The 23,524-nt window shown below is 70.3% G+C and carries 23 protein-coding genes and 3 pseudogenes; 12 read left to right on the forward strand and 14 right to left on the reverse strand.

Annotated features, from left to right (window positions below; translation table 11 throughout):
• Position 1: 1 nt before the first annotated feature.
• The 9 genes and pseudogenes from AB0P17_RS05695 to AB0P17_RS05735 all read right to left on the reverse strand — a co-directional run bounded on the left by AB0P17_RS05695 (position 2) and on the right by AB0P17_RS05735 (position 8,012).
• Complete coding sequence (locus AB0P17_RS05695; protein ID WP_365807868.1) at positions 2–592, reverse strand: TIGR03086 family metal-binding protein; 591 nt, start codon at positions 590–592, stop codon at positions 2–4.
• 212 nt (positions 593–804) lie between these two features.
• Positions 805–1,266 (reverse strand): annotated as a pseudogene (locus AB0P17_RS05700) (helix-turn-helix domain-containing protein); the annotation flags it as partial.
• Between the two features lie 163 nt (positions 1,267–1,429).
• Positions 1,430–2,743 carry a hypothetical protein gene (locus AB0P17_RS05705; protein ID WP_365807869.1) on the reverse strand — a complete coding sequence of 438 codons (1,314 nt, stop codon included), beginning with the start codon at positions 2,741–2,743 and terminating at the stop codon, positions 1,430–1,432.
• 364 nt (positions 2,744–3,107) lie between these two features.
• A complete protein-coding gene (locus AB0P17_RS05710) occupies positions 3,108–3,683 on the reverse strand; it encodes a hypothetical protein (protein ID WP_365807871.1) in 576 nt (191 codons plus the stop codon).
• Positions 3,684–3,686: 3 nt separating this feature from the next.
• Complete coding sequence (locus AB0P17_RS05715) at positions 3,687–3,980, reverse strand: Dabb family protein (RefSeq protein ID WP_365807873.1); 294 nt, start codon at positions 3,978–3,980, stop codon at positions 3,687–3,689.
• A gap of 63 nt (positions 3,981–4,043) precedes the next feature.
• Positions 4,044–5,351 (reverse strand): PLP-dependent aminotransferase family protein, encoded by a 1,308-nt coding sequence (locus AB0P17_RS05720; protein WP_365807875.1) that lies wholly within the window; start codon positions 5,349–5,351, stop codon positions 4,044–4,046.
• Between the two features lie 316 nt (positions 5,352–5,667).
• Positions 5,668–6,327, reverse strand: coding sequence for a hydrolase (locus tag AB0P17_RS05725; RefSeq protein ID WP_365807877.1), 660 nt, complete (start codon positions 6,325–6,327; stop codon positions 5,668–5,670).
• Positions 6,328–6,662: 335 nt separating this feature from the next.
• The gene (locus tag AB0P17_RS05730; RefSeq protein WP_365807879.1) at positions 6,663–7,001 is read right to left on the reverse strand and encodes a GNAT family N-acetyltransferase; all 339 of its coding nucleotides are present in this window, start codon (positions 6,999–7,001) and stop codon (positions 6,663–6,665) included.
• Between the two features lie 21 nt (positions 7,002–7,022).
• Positions 7,023–8,012 carry a pirin family protein gene (locus AB0P17_RS05735; protein WP_365807881.1) on the reverse strand — a complete coding sequence of 330 codons (990 nt, stop codon included), beginning with the start codon at positions 8,010–8,012 and terminating at the stop codon, positions 7,023–7,025.
• Between the two features lie 121 nt (positions 8,013–8,133).
• Between AB0P17_RS05735 and AB0P17_RS05740 the strand changes: the two genes are divergently transcribed.
• Entirely contained in the window at positions 8,134–8,622 is a 489-nt protein-coding gene (locus AB0P17_RS05740; protein WP_365807882.1) for a carboxymuconolactone decarboxylase family protein, read from the forward strand.
• 93 nt (positions 8,623–8,715) lie between these two features.
• Here AB0P17_RS05740 and AB0P17_RS05745 read toward each other — a convergent pair whose 3' ends face one another.
• The gene (locus AB0P17_RS05745) at positions 8,716–9,183 is read right to left on the reverse strand and encodes a MarR family winged helix-turn-helix transcriptional regulator (protein WP_365807884.1); all 468 of its coding nucleotides are present in this window, start codon (positions 9,181–9,183) and stop codon (positions 8,716–8,718) included.
• Between the two features lie 242 nt (positions 9,184–9,425).
• Here AB0P17_RS05745 and AB0P17_RS05750 point away from each other — a divergent pair, with 242 nt between their 5' ends.
• Entirely contained in the window at positions 9,426–9,992 is a 567-nt protein-coding gene (locus tag AB0P17_RS05750; protein WP_365807886.1) for an NAD(P)H-dependent oxidoreductase, read from the forward strand.
• Between the two features lie 132 nt (positions 9,993–10,124).
• On the opposite strand, the gene AB0P17_RS05755 is transcribed toward AB0P17_RS05750, so the two are convergent.
• On the reverse strand, positions 10,125–11,090 hold the full coding sequence (locus AB0P17_RS05755) for an EamA family transporter (protein ID WP_365807887.1): 966 nt from the start codon (positions 11,088–11,090) through the stop codon (positions 10,125–10,127).
• A 605-nt stretch (positions 11,091–11,695) separates the two neighbouring features.
• Between AB0P17_RS05755 and AB0P17_RS05760 the strand changes: the two genes are divergently transcribed.
• The 8 genes and pseudogenes from AB0P17_RS05760 to AB0P17_RS05795 all read left to right on the forward strand — a co-directional run bounded on the left by AB0P17_RS05760 (position 11,696) and on the right by AB0P17_RS05795 (position 18,073).
• Positions 11,696–11,887: a cypemycin family RiPP gene (locus AB0P17_RS05760; protein ID WP_365807889.1), complete on the forward strand. Its 192-nt coding sequence runs from the start codon at positions 11,696–11,698 to the stop codon at positions 11,885–11,887.
• A 366-nt stretch (positions 11,888–12,253) separates the two neighbouring features.
• Positions 12,254–13,759, forward strand: coding sequence for an alpha/beta fold hydrolase (locus AB0P17_RS05765; RefSeq protein ID WP_365807891.1), 1,506 nt, complete (start codon positions 12,254–12,256; stop codon positions 13,757–13,759).
• On the forward strand, positions 13,749–14,309 hold the full coding sequence (locus AB0P17_RS05770) for a hypothetical protein (protein WP_365807893.1): 561 nt from the start codon (positions 13,749–13,751) through the stop codon (positions 14,307–14,309). The genes AB0P17_RS05765 and AB0P17_RS05770 overlap by 11 nt, the downstream gene beginning before the upstream one ends.
• Positions 14,306–14,878, forward strand: a complete 573-nt coding sequence (locus tag AB0P17_RS05775) for a CypD family RiPP peptide-cysteine decarboxylase (protein WP_365807895.1) — start codon at positions 14,306–14,308, stop codon at positions 14,876–14,878. The genes AB0P17_RS05770 and AB0P17_RS05775 overlap by 4 nt, the downstream gene beginning before the upstream one ends.
• Complete coding sequence (locus tag AB0P17_RS05780; RefSeq protein WP_365807897.1) at positions 14,871–15,608, forward strand: methyltransferase domain-containing protein; 738 nt, start codon at positions 14,871–14,873, stop codon at positions 15,606–15,608. Before AB0P17_RS05775 ends, AB0P17_RS05780 begins: the two co-directional genes overlap by 8 nt.
• Entirely contained in the window at positions 15,605–16,237 is a 633-nt protein-coding gene (locus AB0P17_RS05785; protein ID WP_365807899.1) for an ATP-binding cassette domain-containing protein, read from the forward strand. The genes AB0P17_RS05780 and AB0P17_RS05785 overlap by 4 nt, the downstream gene beginning before the upstream one ends.
• Entirely contained in the window at positions 16,234–17,784 is a 1,551-nt protein-coding gene (locus tag AB0P17_RS05790; protein ID WP_365807901.1) for a hypothetical protein, read from the forward strand. The genes AB0P17_RS05785 and AB0P17_RS05790 overlap by 4 nt, the downstream gene beginning before the upstream one ends.
• Positions 17,785–17,913: 129 nt before the next feature.
• Positions 17,914–18,073: pseudogene (locus AB0P17_RS05795) on the forward strand (DUF255 domain-containing protein).
• Positions 18,074–18,100: 27 nt separating this feature from the next.
• Here the strand turns inward: AB0P17_RS05795 and AB0P17_RS05800 are convergent.
• From AB0P17_RS05800 to AB0P17_RS05810, 3 genes and pseudogenes are all read right to left on the reverse strand, one after another.
• A pseudogene (locus AB0P17_RS05800) lies at positions 18,101–18,181 on the reverse strand (DNA-binding protein); the annotation flags it as partial.
• A gap of 144 nt (positions 18,182–18,325) precedes the next feature.
• The gene (locus AB0P17_RS05805) at positions 18,326–19,897 is read right to left on the reverse strand and encodes an AbgT family transporter (protein WP_365807902.1); all 1,572 of its coding nucleotides are present in this window, start codon (positions 19,895–19,897) and stop codon (positions 18,326–18,328) included.
• Positions 19,897–21,186 (reverse strand): amidohydrolase family protein, encoded by a 1,290-nt coding sequence (locus AB0P17_RS05810; protein WP_365807904.1) that lies wholly within the window; start codon positions 21,184–21,186, stop codon positions 19,897–19,899. Before AB0P17_RS05810 ends, AB0P17_RS05805 begins: the two co-directional genes overlap by 1 nt.
• 143 nt (positions 21,187–21,329) lie before the next feature.
• Between AB0P17_RS05810 and AB0P17_RS05815 the strand changes: the two genes are divergently transcribed.
• Together AB0P17_RS05815 and AB0P17_RS05820 are read left to right on the forward strand one after the other, a co-directional pair.
• Positions 21,330–22,379 (forward strand): Lrp/AsnC family transcriptional regulator, encoded by a 1,050-nt coding sequence (locus AB0P17_RS05815; protein WP_365807906.1) that lies wholly within the window; start codon positions 21,330–21,332, stop codon positions 22,377–22,379.
• Positions 22,380–22,535: 156 nt separating this feature from the next.
• Positions 22,536–23,513 carry a PDR/VanB family oxidoreductase gene (locus tag AB0P17_RS05820; protein WP_365807908.1) on the forward strand — a complete coding sequence of 326 codons (978 nt, stop codon included), beginning with the start codon at positions 22,536–22,538 and terminating at the stop codon, positions 23,511–23,513.
• The last annotated feature ends 11 nt before the right edge of the window (positions 23,514–23,524 follow it).

Here is a 23,524-nt window from a genome sequence, read left to right on the forward strand (position 1 = left end):
GTCACCCGGTGATGTCACGTCCGAGCAGGGCGGCCAGCCGGTCGAGCGCGGGGGCGTCCTCCGGAGCGGTCCGGGACGGCGCGAACGGAGCGCCCGGCCCGGACGGAGCGCCCGGCCCGGACGGCAGCCGCGCCAGGAGGCCGCGGGCGAACTCGGTCTCCCGCTCGACCGTGGCGTCGTCGAACAGGGCCTTCTGGCCGATGGCCCGGGCCAGGTCCCAGCCGTGCACCAGGTGCTCGATGGTCTGCAGATGCAGCGCCACCGCGCCGGGCACCTCACCGACCGGCGCCTGCACGGTGCGCTCCAGCGCTCCTGGAGCCTCGAAGGCGGCGACCAGGGTGGCGGCCGACGTCCGGAACGTCCGCTTGAGCTCTTCCGGAGCGGTGTCGGCGTCGAGCGCCGGCAGGGGCGCCTCCGCCCCCATCACGTGGGCGAACGTCCGCTCTCCCGCGACCAGGTGGTCGATCAGCTGCCGGACGGTCCAGTCGGTGCAGGGCGTGGGCGCGCTCCACCGCTGCTCCTCCACGTGCTCGACCAGGTAGGCGACGGTGTCGACGACCTCGGTGAAAGCCGTCACGGGTGTAGCGGACATGCGGAACCTCCGGGAGGGGGGAAAAGAGGAAGGCGGGTACGCGCCCGTGGCGTGCGAGCACCGGACGGGTGATCGCCGCTGGGCGGGGACTCAGGAGAAGAGAGGGGCGGCGGCGGGAAGGCGCGCGTGACGAGGCCCCGCGGCACTCTCCGGCCGGCCTCGGGCCGGGAGTGACGAGTGATGTTTCAGGGGTGACGCTTCGGACGGACAGACGGACGGTCCGGGGCCAGGTGCCCGGCGAACAGCGCGTGCCCGGCGCGGTTCCACGCCAGGATGTCCGAGCGCCGGCCGAGGACGACCACGGGGGAGTCCCCCAGGGCGTCCACGAGTTGGCGCACCGCCGGGGTGACCCGCTCGGCGGGGAGCCGGCGGCGGCTCTTACGGGCATCACCGGACAGGGTGTGCAGGTGGCGCCGCTCCGCGTCGTCCAGCCGCAGAGCCGTGGCCAGTGCGTCGAGGACCTGCGGCGAGGCGTTGAGCGACAGCCCCTGTTCCAGCCGGATGTAGTAGGCCACGCTGACCCCGGCCAGCTGGGCCAGCTCCTCCCGCCGCAGCCCCGGCACCCGCCGCCGGTCGCCGTAGTCCGGCAGCCCCACGTCGGCCGGCTTCAGCTGCGCCCGGCGAGTGGTGAGGAACTCGCCGAGGAGGGACTTGCCGTTCGCTGTCTCGTCCATGCGGTCGAGTATGGCCAGTCCCGCCATATCCAGCCTGCCCCTGCGAGTAGCAGACACGGAGCCTCGGCCGCGGTCGGCGGGGAGGTGCCGGGCGGTCCCGTGCGGGGCCGCCCGGCGGGCTACAGGCGTGATGCGGTGTCAGGCCGTTGTTGGAGGGAGCGCTTCACCTGATCGGGACGTACTGGCCGTTGCGGATGACGCAGGGGCGTCCGTTGACCTCGTACACGGGCTCCGAGGCCGGCGCGCCACCTCCGCGCGGGCCGGGCGGCGGGCCTCCGTACGAGGGGCCTCCGTATGAGGGGCCGGGCGGCGGGCCTCCGTACGAGGGGCCTCCGTATGAGGGGCCGGGCGGTGGGCCTCCGTACGAGGGGCCTCCGTATGAGGGGCCGGGCGGTGGGCCTCCGTACGAGGGGCCTCCGAACGAGGGGCCCGGCGGCGGGCCGGGGTAGGGCGGGTGCGACGGGCCGCCTCCGTACGAGGGGCCTCCGTACGAGGGGCCTCCGTACGAGGGGCCCGGCGGCGGGCCGGGGTAGGGCGCGTGCGACGGACGCGGACGCGAGTGGCCCGGCGGTGCGGCGTCCACGATCACCGGCCCGCCTCCCCGGCCATCATCGGAGGAATCCGACATTTCCAGCAGGGTGTCGACTGCCCCCGCGGAGAGCTTGTGCTTGCCGGACTGTGCCTTGGGGTAGGCCTGCGCGCCGTAGCGGTCCCCGTCGTGTGTCACGGATCCGGCCATGGGGAAGTCGTCTATGAAATCGTCGCGGCCGGCCTTGCCGCTTCTCTGGCGCTCCAGCGCGGAACGCAACGCCTTGTTGGAACCCGGGCGACGCTTATGCTCCGAATACGAGGCGCCGTAGAGTGTGGAGGAGGCACGGCGGCGGGTGGAGCCCATGCTGTCGATCCTGTCCTGGTCCGGCGGCTCATTCCGCAGGACGTCCACGGCGACCCCGAGATCGTCGTCGGTCAGCTGGGACATGAAGCCCGGGGGCTTGCCAGGGCGTTTTTCGTGGTACCTGTCGCTGAATTTGCCGCTGCCGGGGTGCTGCGTCTTGTTCGTCACGGCCATCGGGCCCTTGTCGTTCGCGTAGCCCTTCTTGATGGTATGGCCGCCGAACGGATCGTGATTCGGACCGAAGGACAGCTCCCCGTCGTCATATTCCGCGTCGCGTCTCAAGGCTCGCTCGTGCGCCCTCCTTTCCCTTGCGAGCGCCTCCTGGTACTTCTCCTCCTCCGTCATATGTGCATACTTCCGCTCCCGGCCGCGCTGCACCTGAAGGGGCGCGCGCTGCACCTGGGGCGCCCGCTGCACGGGCGCGGCACCGGACAGGACTGCCGACGTCGCGGCGTTGCCCGCTTGGGTCTGCATGGCCGAGAGGGAGAGGAACGTGTCGGGCGTGGCCCCGGCCGCGTTCTGCGGCGGACGTGCCAACGGCGCTCGGGCGCCGTTGGCTTCGCGATCTCTGTATGCGTACAAGGGCTCGGCTCCTCGGGTCTTTGGGCGGTCCCCCCGGCTTTACTGCCACCTTCCAGGTGTAGTGGGGCGAAGTCTGGGACGCCATGGACGCGAGGGCAGTGTGTGGCTGCCCAACGGGCATCCGTTCAGCGCCTCTTGGGGCAGCGTCGTATCTTCGACCGCAACCACGCCCCTGACCGGTGATGCCTCGCCGGGGTCTTTGTTCCGGGTGTTGCTGTGCCGCCAGAAGGCGGTAGTTCGGGTTGTCGGCTGCCCACTGTCGACGCCGAGCACCGTATCCGGTCCGGAGACACGCAGTCGAGAGCGGCAGCGTGGTCTTCCCGGTCACGGTCCGTGCGCCGGACCCCGGTCCTGGCCCGCGCCGTCAGGTGCGGACGAAGACCGACCAGACCATGCGGATCGGGCGCAGCCGGGAGATGAAGCGCAGTCCGTGCCGGGTGGCGGCCGGTTCGGTGGTGAGCGCGAGGTCGTATCGGCGCTCGGCCACGGCCTGGGCCGCCTGGCTGGTGGAGTCCGCGGTGGCCACTTCGGGCAACTGGTAGGCAACGGGCAGCAGTTGGTCGACCAGCGGTCGTGGCGAGGGGTGTGTGACCACGCTCGGGCGGTTGGACAGCGGACCGCCGTCGGCGCGCCGGGCGATGCCGTACAGCGGGGTGTCCATGACGAAGACGCCGGCCAGCGCGATGTCGTCGGCCATGTAGAAGTGGTGGATGTCCCGATAGGCGTTGGCGACGACCACATGGCTGACGGTGCCGGCCTTCAGGTCCTCCACGGCCTGTTCGTAGGTCGCCCTGAGCACGATCGACGGCTCGTCGGGCAGATGGGTCCGCAGCAGCCGGGCGGCCTGCTCGCTGCTCGTGCCCTCGGGGCCGAGCGTTCCGATGGCCGGAGACCCGGCCGGTGCGGGCCGTACGTCGATCCAGCCGAGCTCGACGGTCATGCGTCACTCCTCGATGTCGGCGACGACCCAGGTGCTGATGGCGCGCCACAGCGTCGCGGACTCCTGGTGGAAGGGGTGGTCCTGGTAGCCGCGCAGGGTTTCCTGATCGGGCAGCAGGCCGATCGCGGCGAAGTCGTAGGCGATCGGACGATCGGCGGTGTTGCGGCCCACCTGCCAGTGAAGGAGGCCGGGCACTCGCTCGCCGACGAGCCGCGAGGACCGCTCGGCCGCGAGGGCCGCGGGATCCTGCCAGCCGTAGCCCGGCTTGAACTTGAACAGCACGATGTGTCTGATCATTGGCATCCTTTTCGGGCCGAATGGCCACCGGACCATCCGCGCGGCGGCACGCGGGGCCGGCGATCAGGCGGAATGGCCGGGTGCCCGGGTCTCGGCCGCCACGAAGGCGGCCAGTCGGTCGAGCCCCTCGTCGATCGACGCGTCGTCGAGCAGGCTGAAGGACAGCCGGATCTGGTGCGAGGAGGCCATGCCGGTGTGGAAATGGTGCATGGGGGTCCAGATGACCCCGTGGTCGCGCGCCGATCTGCGCAGCGAACGGTCATCCACGGTGAACGGCACCGTCAGGACGACGAAGAACCCGCCGGCCGGGGTGTTCCACGTCACCGGGCCGGTGGCGGCGAAGCGCGCGGTGAGGCCGGCCAGCACGTGCCGCAGGTTGGCGCGGTACACCTCGATCTCGCGCTTGTTCGCGGCGACCATGCTGCACCCGTGGCGCAGCAGCTTGCCGCCGATGACGGCCTGGGCGACGGGTGAGGTGTTGAGCGTGACGTTGCTCTTGATCAGCGACAGCTGGTCCGCGAGCGTACCCGCCGGGCGGCCGTCCCTGATGACGGGCTGGTCGGCCACGACGAAGCCGACGCGGGCGCCGGGCAGGCCGGTCTTGGCGAAGGAGCCTACGTGTACGACCTGGTGCTGGGTGTCGAGGGCCTTGAGGGTCGGCGGCCGGGTGACGGGGTCGGCTTGGAAGAGACCGTAGGGGTTGTCCTCGATGATCAGCAGATCGAGGTCGGCCGCAAGGCCGAGCAGGGCGGTCCGGGTGGCCAGGTCCAGGCTCACCCCGGTGGGGTTGGAGAAGTCGGGCACGAGATAGAGGGCGCGCGGCCGTTGTCCACGGGCGCGGGCCGCCGCCACCTGTCGTTCCAGGTCGGCGAGGTCAAGGCCGCCGTCTCCGCCCCCGACGTCCAGCACGGGCATGTCCAGCAGGCGCGCGGCGCCGGTCAGCCCGAAGTAGGTGGGCGCGACGGCGAGGACGATGTCCCGCGGGGAGGCGCACAGGGACCGCAGCGTGAGGAACATCGCCTCCTGACTGCCGACGGTCACCACCACCGCGTCGGGGTCGACGGTGATGCCCTCGTCGATTTCGAGGTAGCGGGCGACCAGGTCGTGGATGATGCCCTTCGTCCGTCCGTACTGGAACAGGGTTCTGCGGGCCTCCTCGTCCGTCAGCCCCACCACCTCGGTGAGGTGGGTGACGAAGGTGTCCAGGTAGTCGTGGAGCTGCTCGACCCGGAAGAACTCCTCGTAGGGCCGGCCGGCGGCGAAGGACACCGCCCGAGGGTGGTCCGAGGCGATGTCGTTCAGCAGATTCATCGAGAGCAGGACGGGGTCGTCCAGCGAGGGATGCAGCTGCGCGAGAGATAATTCAGCCACTTCTGGGATTCTCCGTCCCTGTGGAGCCGAAGGTCCGGATCGTGCACACCGGAACCGTTCGCCCAAAGGCGTGGATGCGAGAAAGTGCTGTCAAGGACGATCGTTGTGGCCGTCGTGTGCCGCGCCGGGGAGTGCGGGAGTGTGCCCCCTGTTCTCCCCGGCGCGCCCGGCCGGCGCTGCCGATCGCCTCGACGGCCGGGCATGGTCCTCGCTCCAGATCTCATCGGCGGGACGGGCCGGAGGCTGGTGTCCGCGAGGGACCGGTCGGCGGCGGGCGGTACCCGATACGGATCGTCGGGGCCCGCGCGTCGTCAGGTCAGGCGTTGCTTCCACCGCGTCCTGTGGCGAGCAACTGCGTCTCCCAGCTGAAGGCGACGCCGGATGCGCCTCCGTGCTCCAGCAGTACGTCGGTGAGGCCCGGGAGGGTCTTCTCGCGGGCGTAGTCGCGCTGCCACTCACTGAGTACGGCCAGCCAGGTGACCGGCACCACGCCCGCCTGGACCATGCGCCGCACAGCCATGTCGTGGGTTTCCGTCGAGGCACCGCCCGAAGCGTCGGTGACGACGTAGACATCGAAGCCCTCACCCGCCGCCTGTATCGCCGGCATCGCGACACAGACCTCCGTCCAGAGACCGGCGATGATCAGCTTCTTGCGGCCGGTCGCCTTGACGGCGTCGACGACGACCTGGTCCTCCCAGGTGTTGATGATCGTGCGGTTGATGGGCTTCTGCTCCGGGAACTCGTCCTGCAGTTGCTTGATGAGGTAGCCGCCGCGCTCCTCCAGGACGGTCGTCAGGATGGTCGGTACGTCGAACACCTTGGCGGCCTTGGCGAGGCCGACAGAGTTGTTCACGATCATCGTGGGCTCGTGGCTGTGCAGGTTGGCGAACTGGAACGGCTGGTGGTCGATCAGGACGAGGACGCTCTCCTCGGGCGTCAGCAGTGCCTGCAGTCCGGACTTCGCTTCCTTGCTCATGGGATCTCTTTCTTGATGTCTGTGTCTGCGTGCTCGGACGGGTCATCGTCGATACGGCCGTACACCGCTCCTCGGCCGAGCCGGCAAGCCATCACGCTGAATGCCCCGCGAACCGGTTCGGACCCCGTGCGGAGAGGCGGCCCCCCCCGGGCATCAGAAGCAACCGGCTCGACCAAGTAGATGACGCATCACCTATATTAAGGCTGGAGGTTGATACGTCAAGTAAACGCTTGCGGGCGGGAGTTGGTGGCTCCGACCTGGGGGAGCGACGCTGGTGGTCGGCCGCGTACGCCGTGGTGCGGCCGGTGGCGGTCGCCCCCTCGGCGGGACCGCGCTCAGCCGAGCTGTGTCTTCAGCCACCGCAGGATGTCGGGGGTTACCGGGTCGGTGATGTCTGCGAATTCGTCGTGGCGCTTGAGGAACTTGGCGACGTAGGGGCAGACGGGGACGATCCGCATTCCGGACGCGCGGACGTCGACGAGCGCCTGCTCGACCAGCTGCGGGCCCAGCCCCTGGCCGGCGAAAGCATTGTCGATCTCTGTGTGGAAGAAGACACGCTGCGCGGCCAGGTCGCGGTAGGCGGTCAGGCCGGCGCGTTGGCCGTCGACCAGGATCTCGTAGCGGCGTTCGGCGTCGTTGCGCTCGGTGACCGTGGTGGTGGAGGACTCGCTCATGGTGCGCCTTTCGTAAGGAGGTCAGCGCGCCGGTGGGTTCCGGCGCGGTGTGATGACGGCGTTCGGCAGGGCCGGTGCGGGAAGGCGGCCGCCGGGGAAGTCCTCGATGACGCCGAAGCGGTCGGAGGAGGCCTCCCAGTCCTCGCGGGCTTTCGCGATGTCTTCGTGGCTGCGGCCGATGAAGTTCCACCACATGACGATCTCCTCCTCGAAGGGGGGCCCTCCGAGAAGGATGGTCCGCGCCGGGGCGCCGGTCTCGTTCGTCATCGTCAGGGTGTCCGCGCCGCGCAGGACGTAGCCGAGTTCGGCGGACCGCAGCGCGGTGTCGATCAGGCGGATGTCCCCGCTGTCCACGAGGAGGCCGTGTTCGAAAGCCGCGTCCACGGCGAGAGTGAGCGTCGTGTGCGCCTCGATGACGATCTCGGCGCCGAGCAGCGGCGTGAAGGTACGGACCGGGGAGGTCCGGCCGGCGAGCGAGCCCAGGAAGACCCTGATCCCGGCCCCGTCGACCTGAGTGAGTTCGGGCGCGTAGTGCTGGAAGTCCCGGGCGGTGTCGCGGTGTTCCCCGGGCAGCGCGACCCACAGCTGGACGCCGTGGATGACGGTGGTGTTCGGGGTGGAGACCTCCGAGTGGGCGATGCCGTGTCCGCCGGTCATGAGGTTCATCTCGCCGGGCCTGACCAGGGCGTGGGTGCCGAGGGTGTCGCGATGCTCGACCTCACCGCTGAACAGCCAGCTCACCGTCTGCAGTCCGGTGTGCGGATGCGGGGGCATGTTCATGCCGCCCAACGCGGCGACCTGGTGCGGCCCGTAGTGATCGGCGAAGCACCAGGCGCCGATGAGTGTGCGCTCCCGCTGGGGCAGCGTCCGCCGCACGCGCATCGCACGCGGGCCGCCCAGGGGGACCTCGCGCGCGGACAGGACATCGACCCGCGGCGCTCCGGTCGGCCGGTCGCCTTCGACGCGTGCACCGCACCGCAGTGCCGCGGCATCGTTTTCCGCATTGCTCACCGAGAGCACCTCCCGCACAATCTGGTTGTCGCATCAACTATGATGTCACGGAGGCAGGCCGATAGCCACAGCGCCCGTACCACACGGGTCACTCCGAGCATGGTCCGAAGGAGGCCCCGACGTGAGCAACCGCGCCCACGGCTCCCCACCCCGCAGGATCTTCATCGACAAACAGAGCCCCAAGGCCTTCCATGCCCTCGTGCAGGTCTCGGAGGCGGTCCGGGCGACAGCCTCCGAGGCGGGGCTCGACCGCACCACCGTAGAGCTGATCAATCTCCGCGTGTCACAACTCAACGGCTGCGCCTACTGCCTGGACGTGCACACCGGAGCGGCCCTGCGTGCCGGCGAATCGCCGCGGAGACTCGGAATCCTGAACGCGTGGCGGGACACCGGCCTGTTCACCTCCGCGGAGCGCGCCGCCCTGGCGCTGGCCGAGGCCACGACCGATCCGGTGAACGCCGGGGCCCAGGCGTCCGCCTACGAGGCCGCCCGGCGGGTTCTCTCCGAGGACCAGATCTCAGCCGTGATCTGGGTGGCGGTCACCATCAACGCGTTCAATCGCGTGTCGATCATGAGCAAGCACCCGGTACCGCCGCTTCGCGACACGTAGGGGCGGTCGGCCCGCCACCCCCTGGCCTTCGGTGTGGCCGACGCGGCGACGCTCACGCCGGCCGTACGGGGCACCCCGGGCCGCCCGTTCCGGTCAGGGCTGTCCCTCGTCCAGCTTCTCCACCACGCGCTCGGAGATCCGGGTCAGCAGCCGCAGTTCCGACGGTGTGACGTTGTCGAGGAAGAGCTCGCGCACCGCCTCCACGTGACGCGGGGCGGCGGCTTCGATCATCGCTCGCCCCTCGTCCGTGATCACCACGAACGCGCCACGGCCGTCCTCGGCGCACTCCTCCCGCACCACCAGCCCGCGCTTCATCATCCGGGCGATGTGATGGGACATCCGGCTCTTCTCCCACTCCAGCGCCCTGGCGATGTCCAGAAACCGCCGCCGCCCGTCCGGTACGTCCGTCAGCTCGACCAGTACGGCGTAGTCCGCGCGCGACACGTTGGACTCCGTCTGCAGCAAGCGGGACAGCCGGCCCATGAGCCTCTCGTGCATGCGGACGAAGCTCCGCCACGCAAGCTGCTCCTCCGGGGTCAGCCAACGCACTGTCTCTTCCATGGAGCAAGTTTAAGCGTGGTTGACACTTCACTGAATAGGCGTCGTGTGCCGACTGTACTCTTTAGGTTGATGCGTCATCTATCTTGATGCGTCGCCTGCCTTCCCGTTAAGTTGGATGACGCGTCAACGTCCTCGTCGGCCCCGGAGTGACCCACGCGCCGGTCGCCGTCGCCCACCACCCCCTCGCACTTCCTGAACTCTCGTTCAGGACAGCACAACCATTCGCACACTTAAGGGAATCCATGACCAGAATCGGCATCATCCTCGGCAGCACCCGCCCCAACCGCAACGGTGAGCAGGTCGCCAAGTGGGTCTACGACATCGCCTCTCAGCGCGGTGACGCCGAGTTCGAGCTCGTCGATCTGCGTGACTACCCGCTGCCGCACCTGGACGAGCCGCTGCCCCCGGCGATGGGCCAGTACCAGGGCGAGCACACGAAGAAGTGGGCGGAGAAGATCGCTTCCTTCGACGGGTTCGTCTTCGTCACCCCGGAGTACAACCACAGCACCTCCGGCGTGCTCAAGAACGCCATCGACTACCTCTACACCGAGTGGAACAACAAGGCGGCCGGCTTCGTGGCGTACGGCGGTGTCGGCGGCGCCCGGGCTGTGGAACACCTGCGCCTGGTCGCCGGCGAGCTGCAGATGGCCGACGTTCGCCAGCAGGTGGCGCTGTCGCTGATGACCGAGTTCGAGAACTTCAGTGTCCTCAAGCCCGGCGAGTACAACGTGCGGGCCCTCGACACCCTGCTCGACCAGGTCGTCGCCTGGAGCCAGGCCCTGGCGCCGCTCCGTACGGCCGCCGCCTGAGCCGTTCGGGACGCCGGTCCGTCCGCACCGGGCCCGGTTCCGCCGGGCCCGGTAGCCGTTGGGTCCGGTTCCGCCGGGCCCGGTAGCCGTTGGGGTCGTGAAACCGGGCCCCGGTGAGGACGGCGAACCATCTCAGGGACGGCTCGGCCGCCGGGTCTTGACGAGCCGCGCCGGGCGCCGCCGCATACGTACGGCGTCAGGATGTCCCGGCGCGGTCGTCGTGGGTTCTGCGGCGGGCCGGGATCCGGTGAGGAGGGTCGTGGAGAGGGCGACGGCGATGAGGGCGGTTCCGGCCAGGACATGGGCGGTGAGGGGCTCGTCCAGGAAGAGGGCACCGGACAGGACGGCGATCACCGGGGCGACGAAGGCGTAGCTCGTGGCCAGGGCCGGGCTGGTGTGGGCGGTGAGGTGGCGGTAGGCGGCCATCGCCAGCAGGGACCCGAAGACCACCAGGTAGGCGAGGGCGAGCCCGGCGCCCCAGGTCGGCCGCGGCGGTGCCGCGAACTCGCCCCGGACGGCGGCCGCCACGGCCAGCGCCGCGCCGCCCGCGATCATCTGCGCGGCCGGCCCGCGCACGCCGGGTGAGTGGTCGTCCAGATGGGAGCCGAGTACCCAGCAAATGGCGGCCGGCAGGAGGATCACCGCGCCGGTCAGCCCGCCGCGTCCCAGTCCGGCCGACAGCACCGCGACGCCCGCCAGGCCGAGCCAGACCCCCGCCCACTCCGCGCCGCGCGCCGGCCGTCCCCGTGCGGTGTTCAGCAGCACGCTCCAGAGCGGAACCGTGGCGATGAACAGCGCCGTCGTGCCCGAGTCGACATACTCCTCGGCCAACGCCACGCCACCCATGCCCACGGAGAAGAGCAGCACCCCGACGAGTGTGGCCCGCCGCCACCGAAGGGCCGTCAGCCGCGGTTCGCGGCGGCGTTCGGCCAGGCCCCACAGCAGCAGACCCGCCGTCAGGAACCGGACCGAGCTGAGCGTGAGAGGCTCCGTCCCGCGCAGCCCGAACGCGATCGCCAGATAGGTGGTTCCCCATACGAGCCAGGTCGCGGCGAGCGGAACGGCGGTTCCTCCGAACGCCGGCGACGCGGATCTCATCACGAGGGGCGCACCTCGGCCAGTCGGCCGGCCGTGACGTCATCGGGGAAAATCACCGTGACCGACTGCCCCTCGTACGTCTTCATCTCGGATCGGTCGCCCATACCGGCCTCCGTCATCGCCGTGTCCGGCCTTGTTCAGTCGCTGACCCTGCTGCGGGACTGGTACAGGACCATCCGTCGGGACATCACCTTAGCTCCGTTTGGTTGACGTATCAACTTAGTGTGTGCCCGCAGCGCGAGCGAAGGCTGCCCCGAGCCGGGCATGCCGTGTGGCGTGACGACTGTGGGCCTGGTGTCGGTGCCGGCGCGCGCCGCTCGCGAATGTCCTGCGTGCGGGGCCCGGAAGTTGCGTAATGGCTGAAAACAGATCTGATGCGGCTGTGACTCCGGTGGCGTGCCAACTCTCGGGTTATGTACTGTTATTGATGAGGCCAAATATGCTTGACCTGTTCTTTGAGGTCTGTTTAAGGTCGGGCGGTGACGTCGAGTTGCAGACGTTATGCACGTTCACTCGGAGTGAGCGACGGGGGCGGCAATGTTCGATGCGCCGGGACCATTCGCTCGCGTGATCACCGACGAAAGGTTAGTGAAGTGCGATCTGAAATGACCGTGACACCGGATTCCGCTGTCATTCGCCCCGAGGCGCTGGCCGCTCAGGATTTCGCCAACACCGTTCTCGGCGGTGCGGCGCCGGGCTTCCACTCGGACTGCGAGACGCCCGCCATGGCCACGCCGGCCACGCCCGCCGCGGCTCAGTTCGTCATCCAGGGCAGCACGATATGCCTCGTCTGCTGACGATGAATTGATTGACCCATGGCCGGAGAAGCCCGTATCACCGGGCTTCTCCGGTGCATGGTTCATGCGGTGCTCATGTCGGCGGTCAGGCATGCGAACGGGGAGACGAAGAGTACGGTGAATTGGAAGCGGTGGAGGCGGCGCGCCTCGAACACGACTGCCGCACAGGAAGCGGCTGATCGTGTATTTCTCCCTATTGCGATCGGGCAGGCCCTTGCGGCTGCGGAGACCCTTTTCCTCCGTGAGGAATTCGAAGAGGACGGATATCTCAGGGGCGTTTCGGCGCAGCAGTATCCGCCGGGCAGCCTGAGGCACCGGATGGGCCGCGTACTCGATCATCCGCGCACCCCCCGGGTATTGGCGGGAGTGACCCTTGCCGCGTCGGCCGGGCTGCTGCTCGCGCGCGGCGACCGCACGGCGCAGATCGCCGCGGCGACGGTCATCGGGACCTGCAACCGCCTGAGCGAGATCCGCACCCCGTACGGGCGCGACGGCGCCGACCAGATGACCGCGGTCATCACGCAGTACCGCGCCCTCACCGCGCTGATACCGGACCAGCGGGTCTCCGACGACCTCTTCCTCCGCGCCGTCAACTTCCAGGCCGGGCTGAGCTATGCGGTCTCCGGCGTCGCCAAGGCCTTCGGCAGCAGCTGGGTCCAGGGCGACGCCCTGCTCGAAGTCCTGCAGACCGAGGCATACGGCCGGGGACCGGCCGCGGCCCTCCTGCGCACGTACCCGCGACTCTGCAGGGCCCTGACCGTCGGCACCGTGGTGTGGGAAGCATCCTTCCCGCTCATCTACCTGCTGCCGCGCAAGCAGGCGACGCAGGTGCTCCGGGCGGTCAAGGCCTTCCACGTCGGCGTGGCCACGGCCATGGAACTGCCCCGCTTCGTATGGGGGTTCTTCGGCTCCCACGGCGCCGTCGGCTATGTCCTCGAAACCCGGGGCGCGCCCCGCACGTTCGAGAAGACCGTGGTCGGCATCGCGGGTGGCGTCACCCTCACGAGCGCGCTGATCGCCCGCGACAAGCGGCGGATCGCCGAGCAGCGGCGGACCGGGCCCAAGGGCGCCGCGCGCCTGGAGCTCGGGGACGGCCAGGTCGAGTACCGCGTGGACCGCCCCGCGGACGAGGCGGCGGCCGGCCCGGTGATCGTCCTGGAGTGCGGCCTCGGCCAGTCCCTCGAATCGTGGGAGTGGGTCGCGCAGAGCCTGGCGCGGCACCACACGGTCATCCGCTACCACCGGCCCGGATACGGCCTCACGACCTCGCGCGCCGCCGGCGGGGACATCCTCGCCGCCGTCCTCGACGAGGCCGGGGCCGAGGGCGAGGTCGTGGTGGTCACCCACTCGATCGGTTCGCTGAGCGCGGCCTCGTACGTGAGGGACGAGCGCTTCGCCGGCCGCGTCGGCAGGCTGGTCGTCGTCGACGGCACCGACCCGGTCCTCCTGGAGGAGGACCGCACGGACCGCAGGCGGCTCGGCAAGTTCCTCCAGGCGCAGCTCTACACCCTGGTGGCGGCCGTGACCGGGATCTACGAATGGGCGCCCAACGCCGTGGAGCGGCAGGCGGGTTACACGCCCGACACCCAGTACAGCCACGTGCAGTTCGTGTTCTCGCCGAGGAACATCGTCAACTCCGTACGCGAGTACCGCGAGATGCGGACCGACGACGCCGTCTCCCGCCTCGGCGCGGTCGAGTCGGTCCTGGTCGTCGCCTCGGACGAGTACGCCGAGCAGCAGGCGGTGCTCGCCGAGAAGCTCGGGGCGAAGTACCAGGTGGTGCGCGGCTCCGGGCACCGCTCGATCATCGGATACCGGGACCATGCCGAGCAGGTCGAAGGCGCTATCAGAAGGTTCTTGGATGCTTCCTGACCGGATCAAGGGCGCGGCGGCCTCCTGCGCCGTGGGAGTGCTCACGGCGCACCTGGTCGCGACCGTCCTGCAGAACACCCCCGACTCCTACAACCAGGACCTGCGCATGTTCACCGGCGGCTGGCCCATTCCCGGCTGGCGGTTCTTCGCGCCGAACCCGGGCGTGCAGAACGTCCACCTGCTGGTGCGCGAGACCACCGCCGACGGCCCGACGCGGTGGCGGGACGTGACGCCCGTCGTGCCGCACGGGTGGACGCAGGTGCTGTACAACCCGCGCAGCCGCGGGCCCAAGGCGCTGTTCGACGCCATGCAGCAGCTCTCCGTCATGAGCGCGAACCAGGCCGACTTCACCTGGGTCACCCGGAGTCTGCCGTACGACCTGGTGCTCGCGGCGAGCCGGGCCGCGGCGGTCGAGGACGCGGAGACCCTGCAGTTCCTGCTGATGAACGTGTTTCCCAGCGCGCCGCCCGAGCACCGGATGAAGCCGATCCTCACCTCCGAGTGGATCCCGCTCGCCACCGCGACCGGCGCGGCGGGAGCCGCCCGGTGAACGTGGAGAAGTTCGAGGGCTCCGAACTGCACGTCCACATCACGGGCTCCATCAGCGCGGCGCTCGTACCGTGGTGGATCCACTGGCTGCGGGAGCTCCATCCGGACCTGGTCGTGAACGTGTCGGTGACGCCCGCCGCGTCGCGGTTCCTGGCGGTGCGGTCGCTCCGTCACCTTGCCAACGGCGCGGTGTGGGTGGACTCCTGGGACGACGAGGGGCTGCCGCGCGAGGTCAACTCCGGGAAGAGCGGCGGCTCCGAGTGCTTCCTCGTCTTCCCCGCCACCCTGGACACCGTCATGCGCCTGGCGCAGGGACGGGCGGACTCGCCCGCCCTCCTGATGCTCCAGGTCACCGACGCGCCCATCGTGATCGCCGACACGTTCCCGGGGTCCAACGAGATCGTCGAGAGCAACCTGCAAACTCTCAAGCTCCGCCCGAACGTCGCGTTCGCACCGCGCGTCAACGGCGTCCGCGCGAGCAACCGGACCACGGCCGAGGTGGGGTTCAACCTGCCGGGTGCCCTCTCCGTGGCCAACGCCCTGCTGAAGGAGAGCCGTTCCCGTGAGTGACCCGAGCGTGTACGACGAGGCGGCGATCGAGGCCTACGACCTGGTGTCCTCGATGCTCTCCCCGGGGGCGGGGCTCGCCGCCTGGGTGGGCTCGCACCGGCCGCTGGCCGGACGTACCGTCCTGGACCTGGGGTGCGGCACGGGCGTGTCCTCGTTCGCGCTCGCCGACGCCGGCGCGAAGGTCGTCGCGGTCGACGCCTCCGGACCGTCCCTCGACGTACTCAGGAGCAGACGGCTCGAACGTGACGTGGGGCCGGTGGAGGGCGACTTCCGCGATCTGCGGCTCGACTCCGCCTTCGATGTCGTCACCCTGTCGCGGAACACCTTCTTCCTCGCCCAGGAGCAGGAGGAGAAGATCGAGCTCCTGCGGGTCGTCGCACGCCATCTGGAGCCGGGCGGCGCCGCGTTCCTCGACTGTACCGACCCCTCCGAGTACCAGCGCACGGGCGGCGACGCACACTCGGTCACCTATCCGCTGGGCCGCGAACGGATGGTGACGATCACCCAGACCGCGGACCGGGCCAGCCAGGAGATCCTGAGCATCTTCCTGGTCCAGGGTGCGTCGACCCTCACCGCGTTCCACGAGAAGGCCACCTGGGCTACGCTCGCGGAGATCCGGCTGATGGCACGGGCCGCGGGCCTGAAGGTGGCGGCCGTCGACGGATCGTACGCGGGAGAGCCCTACGACGCGCGCTCCCGGGAGATGCTGGTAGTTCTGGAGCGACAGTGAGCACAGTGCCCGCGATCGAGGCGGAGGGCGCCACGGTCGTCCTGGACGGGACCACGCTGCTCGCGCCGACGACGTTCACGGTGATGCCGGGCGAGTTCTGGTGTCTCACCGGCAGCAACGGCTCCGGCAAGACGACCCTCCTGCGGGCCTTCCTGGGCAGTCGGCGGCTGACGGACGGCGCCGTCCGCGTGCAGGGCGAGACCGTCGATCTGGCCAGGCCCCGGCACCGGCGGATCGTGGCCTCGCTCGTCGAACCGGTGCCGGTCGCACGGGACATGACGCTGCGCGAGCAGGTGACGCTGGTCGCCGCCTCCTGGTACGGCAACACCGCGGCGACCGCCGAGCGCGCCGAGGAGGTCATGGGGCGCCTCGGCCTCTCCGACCTGGGCGAGCGGTTCCCCTCGCAGCTCTCCTCCGGCCAGCTGCAGCTCTTCAGCCTCGCGCTGACCCTGGTCCGCCCCGCCGACGTCGTCCTGCTCGACGAGCCCGAGCGGCATCTCGACACCGACCGCGTCGACCTCGTCGCCGAGCTGCTCGTCGAGCGGGCGGAGGAGGGAACCGCGTTCCTCGTCGCCACCCACGAGTCCGCCGTCGTGGACGCCTGCGACGGCGTCATGGAGCTGGGATGACCACGGACAGCATCACCGCGGTGGAGGCCGACCCCAGGGCCCGCGTCCACGCCGTACGCCAGCGGTACGCCCGCCGCGGCGACCGTGCCACGGTCCACGACTGGGCGTACACGATCTACCTCACCGCCATCCTCGGCTTCGTCTACGTGGCGCCGGTCGTCTACCTGGTCAGGACCTCGCGGGCGCTCGTCCCCCTGGACTCCTCCGAGGCGGCGACGCCCGTGGTGTGCCTGGTCGCGGCGGCTGTGGTCTGGGGCGCGCAGATGGCCGGCCGGTTCTGGGGGCCGCTGGTTCTCAAGCCGTTCCTGCTGCACGTGTTCATGTCCACGGACCTCTCCCCGACGCACTACCTCGGTACGATCGCCCGCCGCCGCCTCGCGTACGCGGGACTCGGCACGCTGCTCGCGATGTGCACGGCGGCGTTCCTGCTGACCGACCTCCTCGACCGCTCGGACGCCGTGCTCGCGGCACAGGGCGTGGCCGTCGCGGTGGGCATCGGCGCCGTCGCCCCGGTGGCATGGCTGTGGGGCCAGGTCCGGACGGTGCGCGACAACCTCCTGCTCGCCTGCGGCGTGGCCGCCGCGGCCGGTGTCGTGGCGCTGCTCGGCGGGTCCGGGCTTCTTGGCGGGGGCGGCCCGGGGCTCGCCGCCGGTGTCCTCGTCGTCTCGGCGGCGCTGCTCGGCAGGGCCGCCTTCCGGTCCGTCCGCGCGGTCGACCTCGCCCGGCTCGCCCGTGAGTCGGCGCGTGCCGCCGAGGCCCAGACCTTCGCCTGGACCGGCACGCTCCACCACGCGCTCGACCTGTACCGCCCCGAGCCGCGCGGACACACCTCGGCCCTGGTGCGCCCCGACGGCCGCCTGCGCGGATACCTCGCGCAGGGGGCGGTCCGTGCCCTGCGCACCCGGGGCCGCGCGATCGCGGCCGCGGTGTTCCTGCCGGCCGGCGGCGCCGTCCTGACGCTCGGCCTCGCGGAGCCGGACGCCCGGCTCGCGACGTTCTCCTGGGTGGCCGGTGCGGCGGCCGTGTACTGGGGCTCGGGCTGGGTCGGCGAGACCTGGCGCGGCCTGCGCGACGAGCTGACGCTGGCCCCGCTGTTCGGCGAGTGGTGGGGCGGGATGCTCGCACGCACCCTGGCCTGGCCGGTCGTCGCGGTGGCGGTCACGGTGGGGGCGGCGGGTGGCGTCGCGGCCCTGACGCGGTGGCCGCTCCAGGACGGCAGGACGGCCGAGGTGCTGCTGCTCGGCGCGGCGTCGGTGGTGCTCGTGCTCGGGGCCAGGTTCCTGCGCGAGATGAAGATGAACCTACCGATCGAACTGCTGCTCCCCGTCATCACGCCCCTGGGCGACCTCTCCGGGCTCCGGGTCTTCGTGTGGCAGTTCGACGGCCTCGTCGTCGTACTGGCCGGCGTCCTCGTGATGAACGAGATGCCGACCGCGACCGGTGCGGCGCTGGTCGCGCTGGGCATGGCCGCCTGGTCGGTCTGGGCGGGCCTGCGCAGGACCGGGTGGGCCCGCAGGGGACTGTTCACCCGCCTCGGCCGGCTCTGAGCGCTCGCCCGGCCGGCTCTGAGCGCTCGCCTCGGCCGGGTCTGGGCCCGCCCAGGCCAGGTCCGGGCCCGCCCTGCCGCCGGGTACCGGCTCCCGTGTGCGTGCGCGGCGGCAGGGCAAGATGGGGCCATGCCGAACCGACTGGCCCATGAGACCTCCCCCTATCTGCTCCAGCACGCCTCCAATCCAGTGGACTGGTGGCCCTGGGGGGGCGTTCGCGGAGGCGAGACGGCGGGACGTGCCGGTACTGCTGTCGGTGGGGTATTCCTCGTGCCACTGGTGCCTGTGAATGCAAAGACCCAGTAGCCGGCGGTGCTCACACCTCTCTGATGATCACGCGGCTCCCACAGAGCTTCGACCAGTCGTCGCGGTCGGAGGTCAGGACGATCACGGGGGGATCAGGAAGGCAAGTCAATGCTCTGCGCACCCTCAGCCGGTACGCGCGCAGGCACGGCCTCCGGTGGTCACGGAGTGCCGGGTTCGCCGGCCACCACGACGGAAGACCGTGCCTGCCACATCCTCCCGGTCCGGACCGATGTGCTCAGTCCAGACCGATGCGCGCACCGGGTCCGAGCGGCAGGTCGAACCCGTAGAAGACGCTCAGGATCGCGAGCCAGACGAGCAGGAAGGGCACGACGAAGATCGACAGTCGTGAGATGAGTGTGCCCAGGCGTGCGTCCGGCTCGTACTGGCGCAGCAGCGCCAGTGTCAGGAACACGTAGGGGTTCATCGGTGTGATGATTCCGGTGGCGGAGTCGCCTATCCGGAACGCGGCCTGGCTGAGGGCCGGGCTCATGCCCAGGAGCATGAAGGCCGGGACGAACACGGGACCGACGAGCGACCACAGGGCCGACCCGGAGACGATGAACAGGTTGAGGACGGACACCAGGAGGACGAAGCCGGTCACCACCCAGAAGCCGGTCAGTCCGATCGATTCGAGACCGGCGGCGGCCTTCACGGCGAGGAGGACGCCCACGTTGGACCAGTTGAAGAGCGCTATGACCTGGGCGGCGACGAACATGAGGACGAGGTAGCCCGACATGGTTCTCACGGAGTCGGACATGGCGGTCACCACGCTCTCCGCGCCCGTCAGGGCCTTGACCGTGACCCCGTAGGTCAGTCCGGCCAGCATGAACGCCCCGAACAGCACGGGGACGATGCCGGAGAGCAGCGGCGAAGGGACCAGCGCCCCGGCCTCACCGCGCAGCGGGCTCCCCTCGGGCAGCCACAGGAGGAGGACCACCGCCGCGTAGACCAGGAGGACGAGAGCGGTCAGCAGCAGTCCCCGCCGCTGGGCCGGAGTGAGAGCGAGGTTCTGCTCCGCCGGTTCGTCCGCGGAGGCCCGGTACGGGCCGAGGCGCGGCTCCAGGACACGGCTGATGAGGAAGCCGCCCAGAAGTCCCAGGACAAGGCTGCTGGCCGCGGTGAAGTAGTAGTTGACCAGCAGGTTCAGGTGCTGGTCCGCGCCGCCCGGCAGGACCGAGGCCGCCTGCTGGGTGATGCCGACGTAGAGGGCGTCCAGCGAACCGAGGGTGAAGCCCGCTGCGTAACCGGCGCCGACGCACGCGAATCCGCCGATCAGGCCTGCCACGGGGTGGCGCCCCGCGCTCTTGAACACCACGGCTGCCAGGGGCGGGAGCACGATGGAGGCGACATCGCTCATCATGTGCGCCTGGCAGGCGACCAGCGCCACCAGATAGGGCAGGAGTGCGCGCGGCGCGCGGGCCAGGGTGGCCCGCATGACGGTTTCCAGGAGGCCGGTCTTCTCCGCGACCCCCACCGCCATGATCATGAGCAGTACGGCGGCGACGGGCGGGAACGTGGCGAAATTGGGGACGAAGTTTTCCAGCAGCCAGCGTATGCCCTCGCCGGTGAACAGCCCGCTGACCTTCTTGGTCTCGTCGGCTCCGGGCACCGTGACCGACACGTCGGCCAGGGCGAGCGCGGTGGAGACGACGGCCAGGAGGACGAAGAGCCCGGTGAACAGGAGAATCGGGTTGGGCAGGGCGTTCCCGGCCCGCTCGATCAGGGACAGCAACCGGTCGAGGCCACGGGGTCCGCCCGGGGCCGGGGTCTCACGTTCCCGGGCCGGTGCGGGAGTCGGTGTCGACATCATGGCCTCCCCGCGGCGGGGGTGCCCGGCCGCAGCGAACCCTTGCGGATCACACCGTCCTGGATCACGCACACGATGTGGGCCGGATCGCCCAGCACACCGATGTCGGTGAGCGGATCCCCGTCGCACACGACGAGGTCCGCGACGCGGCCGGACGTCAGACTGCCCAGCCGGTCCGCCACACCGAGCAGTTCGGCGGAGGTGCGGGTACCGGCGACGATGGCGTCCATGGGATCCATCCCCAGGTCCACGAGATAGCTCAGTTCCATCAGGTTCACGCCGTGCGGACCGACGGCGGCGTCGGTGCCAAGCGCGATCCGGGCACCCCGTTCGATGGCGTGGGCGATGTTCGTCCTGGTGATGCCGGACCAGCGGACCTTCTTCTGGTAGTGATAGTCGGGCATCGTGTCCTTGTTGATGCCCGCGTACACCGTGGACAGCGTGGGGACGACGAAGGCATCGCGCTCGGCGAGCAGGTCCAGCGCCCGGTCGTCGAGGCCGTAGCCGTGCTCGATGCTGGTGACTCCGGCGCGCAGGGCGTTGAGGATGCCCGCGTTGCCCTGGGCGTGTGCCGCGACCGGCTTGCCGCCGTGACGCCGGGCCTCGTCCACGACCGCGCGGATCTCCTCCTCCAGCAGGCCCTCGTCGTCGGGCTGGTCGTACGGGCTGCCCATGCCGCCGGTGGCACAGACCTTGATCAGGTCGGCACCCTCGCGCAGCACCCGCCGTACGGCGAGCCTCGCCTCGTCCGCGGTGTCGGTGATCTCCGACATGCCCGCGGTCAGGTCGGTGCCGTCGGGCAGACGCAGATCGGCGTGCCCGCCGGTGTGACTGAGGATCCGCACGGCGGTGTGCAGCCGCGGGCCGACGATCCGCCCGGTCTCGACCGCGGTGCGGTAGCCCGCGGACAGTCCTCCGAGGTCCCGGGCGCTGGTGATACCGGCGTCGAGTGTCTGCCGCAGCCGCGTGACGGTGTCGAGGGTCACGAGGACCCGGTCCAGTTCCGCGCGGCGGTGGGGCGGGGAACCATGCGCGTAGGACAGGTGGACGTGGCAGTCGAAGAAGCCGGGCAGCACCGTGCGGCCGCCGGCGTCGAGGACGCGGACGGGGTCGTCCTGGCCGGTCACCGGCGGCGCGGCGGCCGCGGGGCCGGCGTAGGTGATGACCCCTTCGGCGTCGACGAGGATGACGGCGTCGTCCACCGGGGACGAACCTGTGCCGTCGATGAGCCGGGCGTTGTGGATCCTCAGCGGGGTCCGGGACGCGTTCTGTGTCATAGCATCCGACATTCGGGAGACGCTCCTCTGGCGATGGAGAGTAGGCGAGGAGAGTGTGGAATGCACATGAAACCCCGGTGTCACAGCGCAGTTTCCGTGCCGAATTCGTTCCGGTACGCAGAGAAGTGCCGCCCCTGAGCGCGCAGGATAGTGCCGTGGCGGAGCTCGACGAGCTGGATCGTGGCCTCGTGCACGCCCTGCAGATCCACCCGCGGGCCCCCTGGACGCTGATCGGCGAGGTGCTCGGGATCAACCCCGTCACCGTCGCGCGGCGGTGGAGCCGCCTCACCGGGGCGGGTCTCGCCTGGGTGACCGCCTATCCCCGGGTCTCCAACACGCGGGCCGTCGTGACCGGTGTGATCGAGGTGGACACCGAGCCGGGGGCCGCTGAGGACGTCGCGTGGGCCCTGGCCGCCCACCCCTCCATGCCGAACATCAAGCTCACGGCCGGCGGCCGGGACATCGTGGCCACCGTGCAGACCGTGAGCCTCGACGAGCTGGCCCGCCTCACCACGTCCCAGTTCCAGCGCACGCAGGGAGTGAGGGCCACCCGTACCCATGTGTCCACCGGCGTTCCCACCGAAGGGAGCCAGTGGCGTCTGCGCAGCCTGGACAGCACACAGAGCGCACGCATCGAGGCGGCCCTCCCCCCGGTCCACCGGGCCGCGCCGGGCACCGGGGCGGTCTGGGACTCCCTCGACGCCCACCTGCTGGAACTGTTGAGCACGGACGGCCGCATGCCGCTGCGCGAACTGTCCGCGCGGACCGACGCCGGCATCTCCACGGTGCGCCGCCGTCTGCACTCCCTGCTCGCCTCGCGTCTCAACCTGCGCTGCGACCTGGCCCGGCCCCTGTCCGGATGGCCGCTGTCCGCCGTGTACTTCGCCTCCGTTCCCGGCAAGTACCTGGACGAGACCAGCCGGATCCTGGCCGGTGTCCGCGAGGTCCGATCCTGCTTCGTCGCCGCCGGCCCGCACACCCTGGTGATCGACGTCTGGCTACGGGACCTGAGCGATGTGCACGCCTTCGAGGCCCACCTCTCACGGCAACTGCCCCGTCTCACCGTCGAAGACCGCTCGGTCGTGCTGCGCACGGTCAAGCACATGGGAAGACTGCTGGACCGCGACGGCACCTGCGTGGGGGTCGTCCCGCTCCGGCACTCCGCCGGCGCACACCCGGTCGACATCCGGCACCAGGCGCCGTAGAACTCCGCCGTGATCGCGACCGAAATCGCGGACGGCCCGTGGAACACGTAGAACCTATCGCTCCCTCCCTCGCTCCTTTGTGTGGACCGACCCCTTCCCAACTGGTGACTTTTGTGTACCGTACTTAGTACGATCAGGTCATGGCTGGAGGTACACATGTCAACCGACATCGGTTGGGCCGCTCGCGCGGGCGTCACGCGGAGCGCCGGAGGCCAACCTTCCGGTGTGCTCGAACTGGAGGTTGTGCAGCTGAGAAGGGAGTCCGACGGTGTGCTGTCGGTGACACTTGCCGATCCCGAGCGCCGGCTGCTGCCGGCCTGGACGCCGGGCGCGCACATCGACCTCGGGCTGCCCGATCATGTACGGCAGTACTCGCTGTGCGGCGATCCGGCCGAGCGCCGCGAGTACCGGGTGGCGGTCCTGCGCGAGGCGGCGTCCCGGGGCGGATCGTCCTACGTCCACGACGCGCTGCGGCCCGGCGACCTGGTCGAGGTGGGCGGGCCGCGCAACAACTTTCCGCTGGTCCCGGCGGAGGAATACCTCTTCGTGGCGGGCGGCATCGGCATCACACCGCTGCTGCCGATGATCGCGGCGGCGGGGGAGAACTGGCGGCTGCTCTACGGCGGCCGTACCCGTCGCTCCATGGCCTTCACCGACCGTCTCGGGAGCGACCCGCGGGTCCTGGTGCGCCCGCAGGACACGTACGGGGTGCTCGACCTGGCCGGAGCCCTGGGGAAACCACGTCCCGGAGTGGCCGTGTACTGCTGCGGTCCGGAGCCGTTGATCGCGGCGATGGAGGCCGCCTGCGCCGCGTGGCCGGCCGGCACCCTGCACGTCGAGCCATTCTCCGCCGCCGACATCGATACCAGCGCCGACGTGGCCTTCCACGTGGTCGCGCGGCGCAGCAACACCCGGCTCTCCGTGCCCGCGGGCGAGAGCGTCCTCGATGTCCTGGAGACCGCCGGGATCGAGGTGCCCAACGCCTGCCGCGACGGCATCTGCGGCAGTTGCGAGACACGCGTCCTGTCCGGGCTTCCCGAGCACCGCGACACCCTTACGGATCCGGGGGTGACCGACCGTGTCATGCCCTGTGTCTCCCGTGCCCGTACCGCCGAACTCGTCCTCGATCTCTGACCGGCCACCCC

Source organism: Streptomyces sp. NPDC088124, from assembly GCF_040685895.1.
Classification (GTDB): Bacteria; Actinomycetota; Actinomycetes; order Streptomycetales; family Streptomycetaceae; genus Streptomyces.

What these genes read in the sequence shown, in the direction of transcription:
- AB0P17_RS05695 (WP_365807868.1), bottom strand. Translation starts at nt 592, where the DNA reads ATGTCCGCTACACCCGTGACGGCTTTCACCGAGGTCGTCGACACCGTC.
- AB0P17_RS05820 (WP_365807908.1), top strand. Translation starts at nt 22,536, where the DNA reads ATGTCAACCGACATCGGTTGGGCCGCTCGCGCGGGCGTCACGCGGAGC.
- AB0P17_RS05790 (WP_365807901.1), top strand. Translation starts at nt 16,234, where the DNA reads ATGACCACGGACAGCATCACCGCGGTGGAGGCCGACCCCAGGGCCCGC.
- AB0P17_RS05730 (WP_365807879.1), bottom strand. Translation starts at nt 7,001, where the DNA reads ATGAGCGAGTCCTCCACCACCACGGTCACCGAGCGCAACGACGCCGAA.
- AB0P17_RS05760 (WP_365807889.1), top strand. Translation starts at nt 11,696, where the DNA reads ATGACCGTGACACCGGATTCCGCTGTCATTCGCCCCGAGGCGCTGGCC.
- AB0P17_RS05710 (WP_365807871.1), bottom strand. Translation starts at nt 3,683, where the DNA reads ATGACCGTCGAGCTCGGCTGGATCGACGTACGGCCCGCACCGGCCGGG.
- AB0P17_RS05725 (WP_365807877.1), bottom strand. Translation starts at nt 6,327, where the DNA reads ATGAGCAAGGAAGCGAAGTCCGGACTGCAGGCACTGCTGACGCCCGAG.
- AB0P17_RS05750 (WP_365807886.1), top strand. Translation starts at nt 9,426, where the DNA reads ATGACCAGAATCGGCATCATCCTCGGCAGCACCCGCCCCAACCGCAAC.
- AB0P17_RS05755 (WP_365807887.1), bottom strand. Translation starts at nt 11,090, where the DNA reads ATGAGATCCGCGTCGCCGGCGTTCGGAGGAACCGCCGTTCCGCTCGCC.
- AB0P17_RS05805 (WP_365807902.1), bottom strand. Translation starts at nt 19,897, where the DNA reads ATGTCGACACCGACTCCCGCACCGGCCCGGGAACGTGAGACCCCGGCC.
- AB0P17_RS05770 (WP_365807893.1), top strand. Translation starts at nt 13,749, where the DNA reads ATGCTTCCTGACCGGATCAAGGGCGCGGCGGCCTCCTGCGCCGTGGGA.
- AB0P17_RS05810 (WP_365807904.1), bottom strand. Translation starts at nt 21,186, where the DNA reads ATGTCGGATGCTATGACACAGAACGCGTCCCGGACCCCGCTGAGGATC.
- AB0P17_RS05715 (WP_365807873.1), bottom strand. Translation starts at nt 3,980, where the DNA reads ATGATCAGACACATCGTGCTGTTCAAGTTCAAGCCGGGCTACGGCTGG.
- AB0P17_RS05745 (WP_365807884.1), bottom strand. Translation starts at nt 9,183, where the DNA reads ATGGAAGAGACAGTGCGTTGGCTGACCCCGGAGGAGCAGCTTGCGTGG.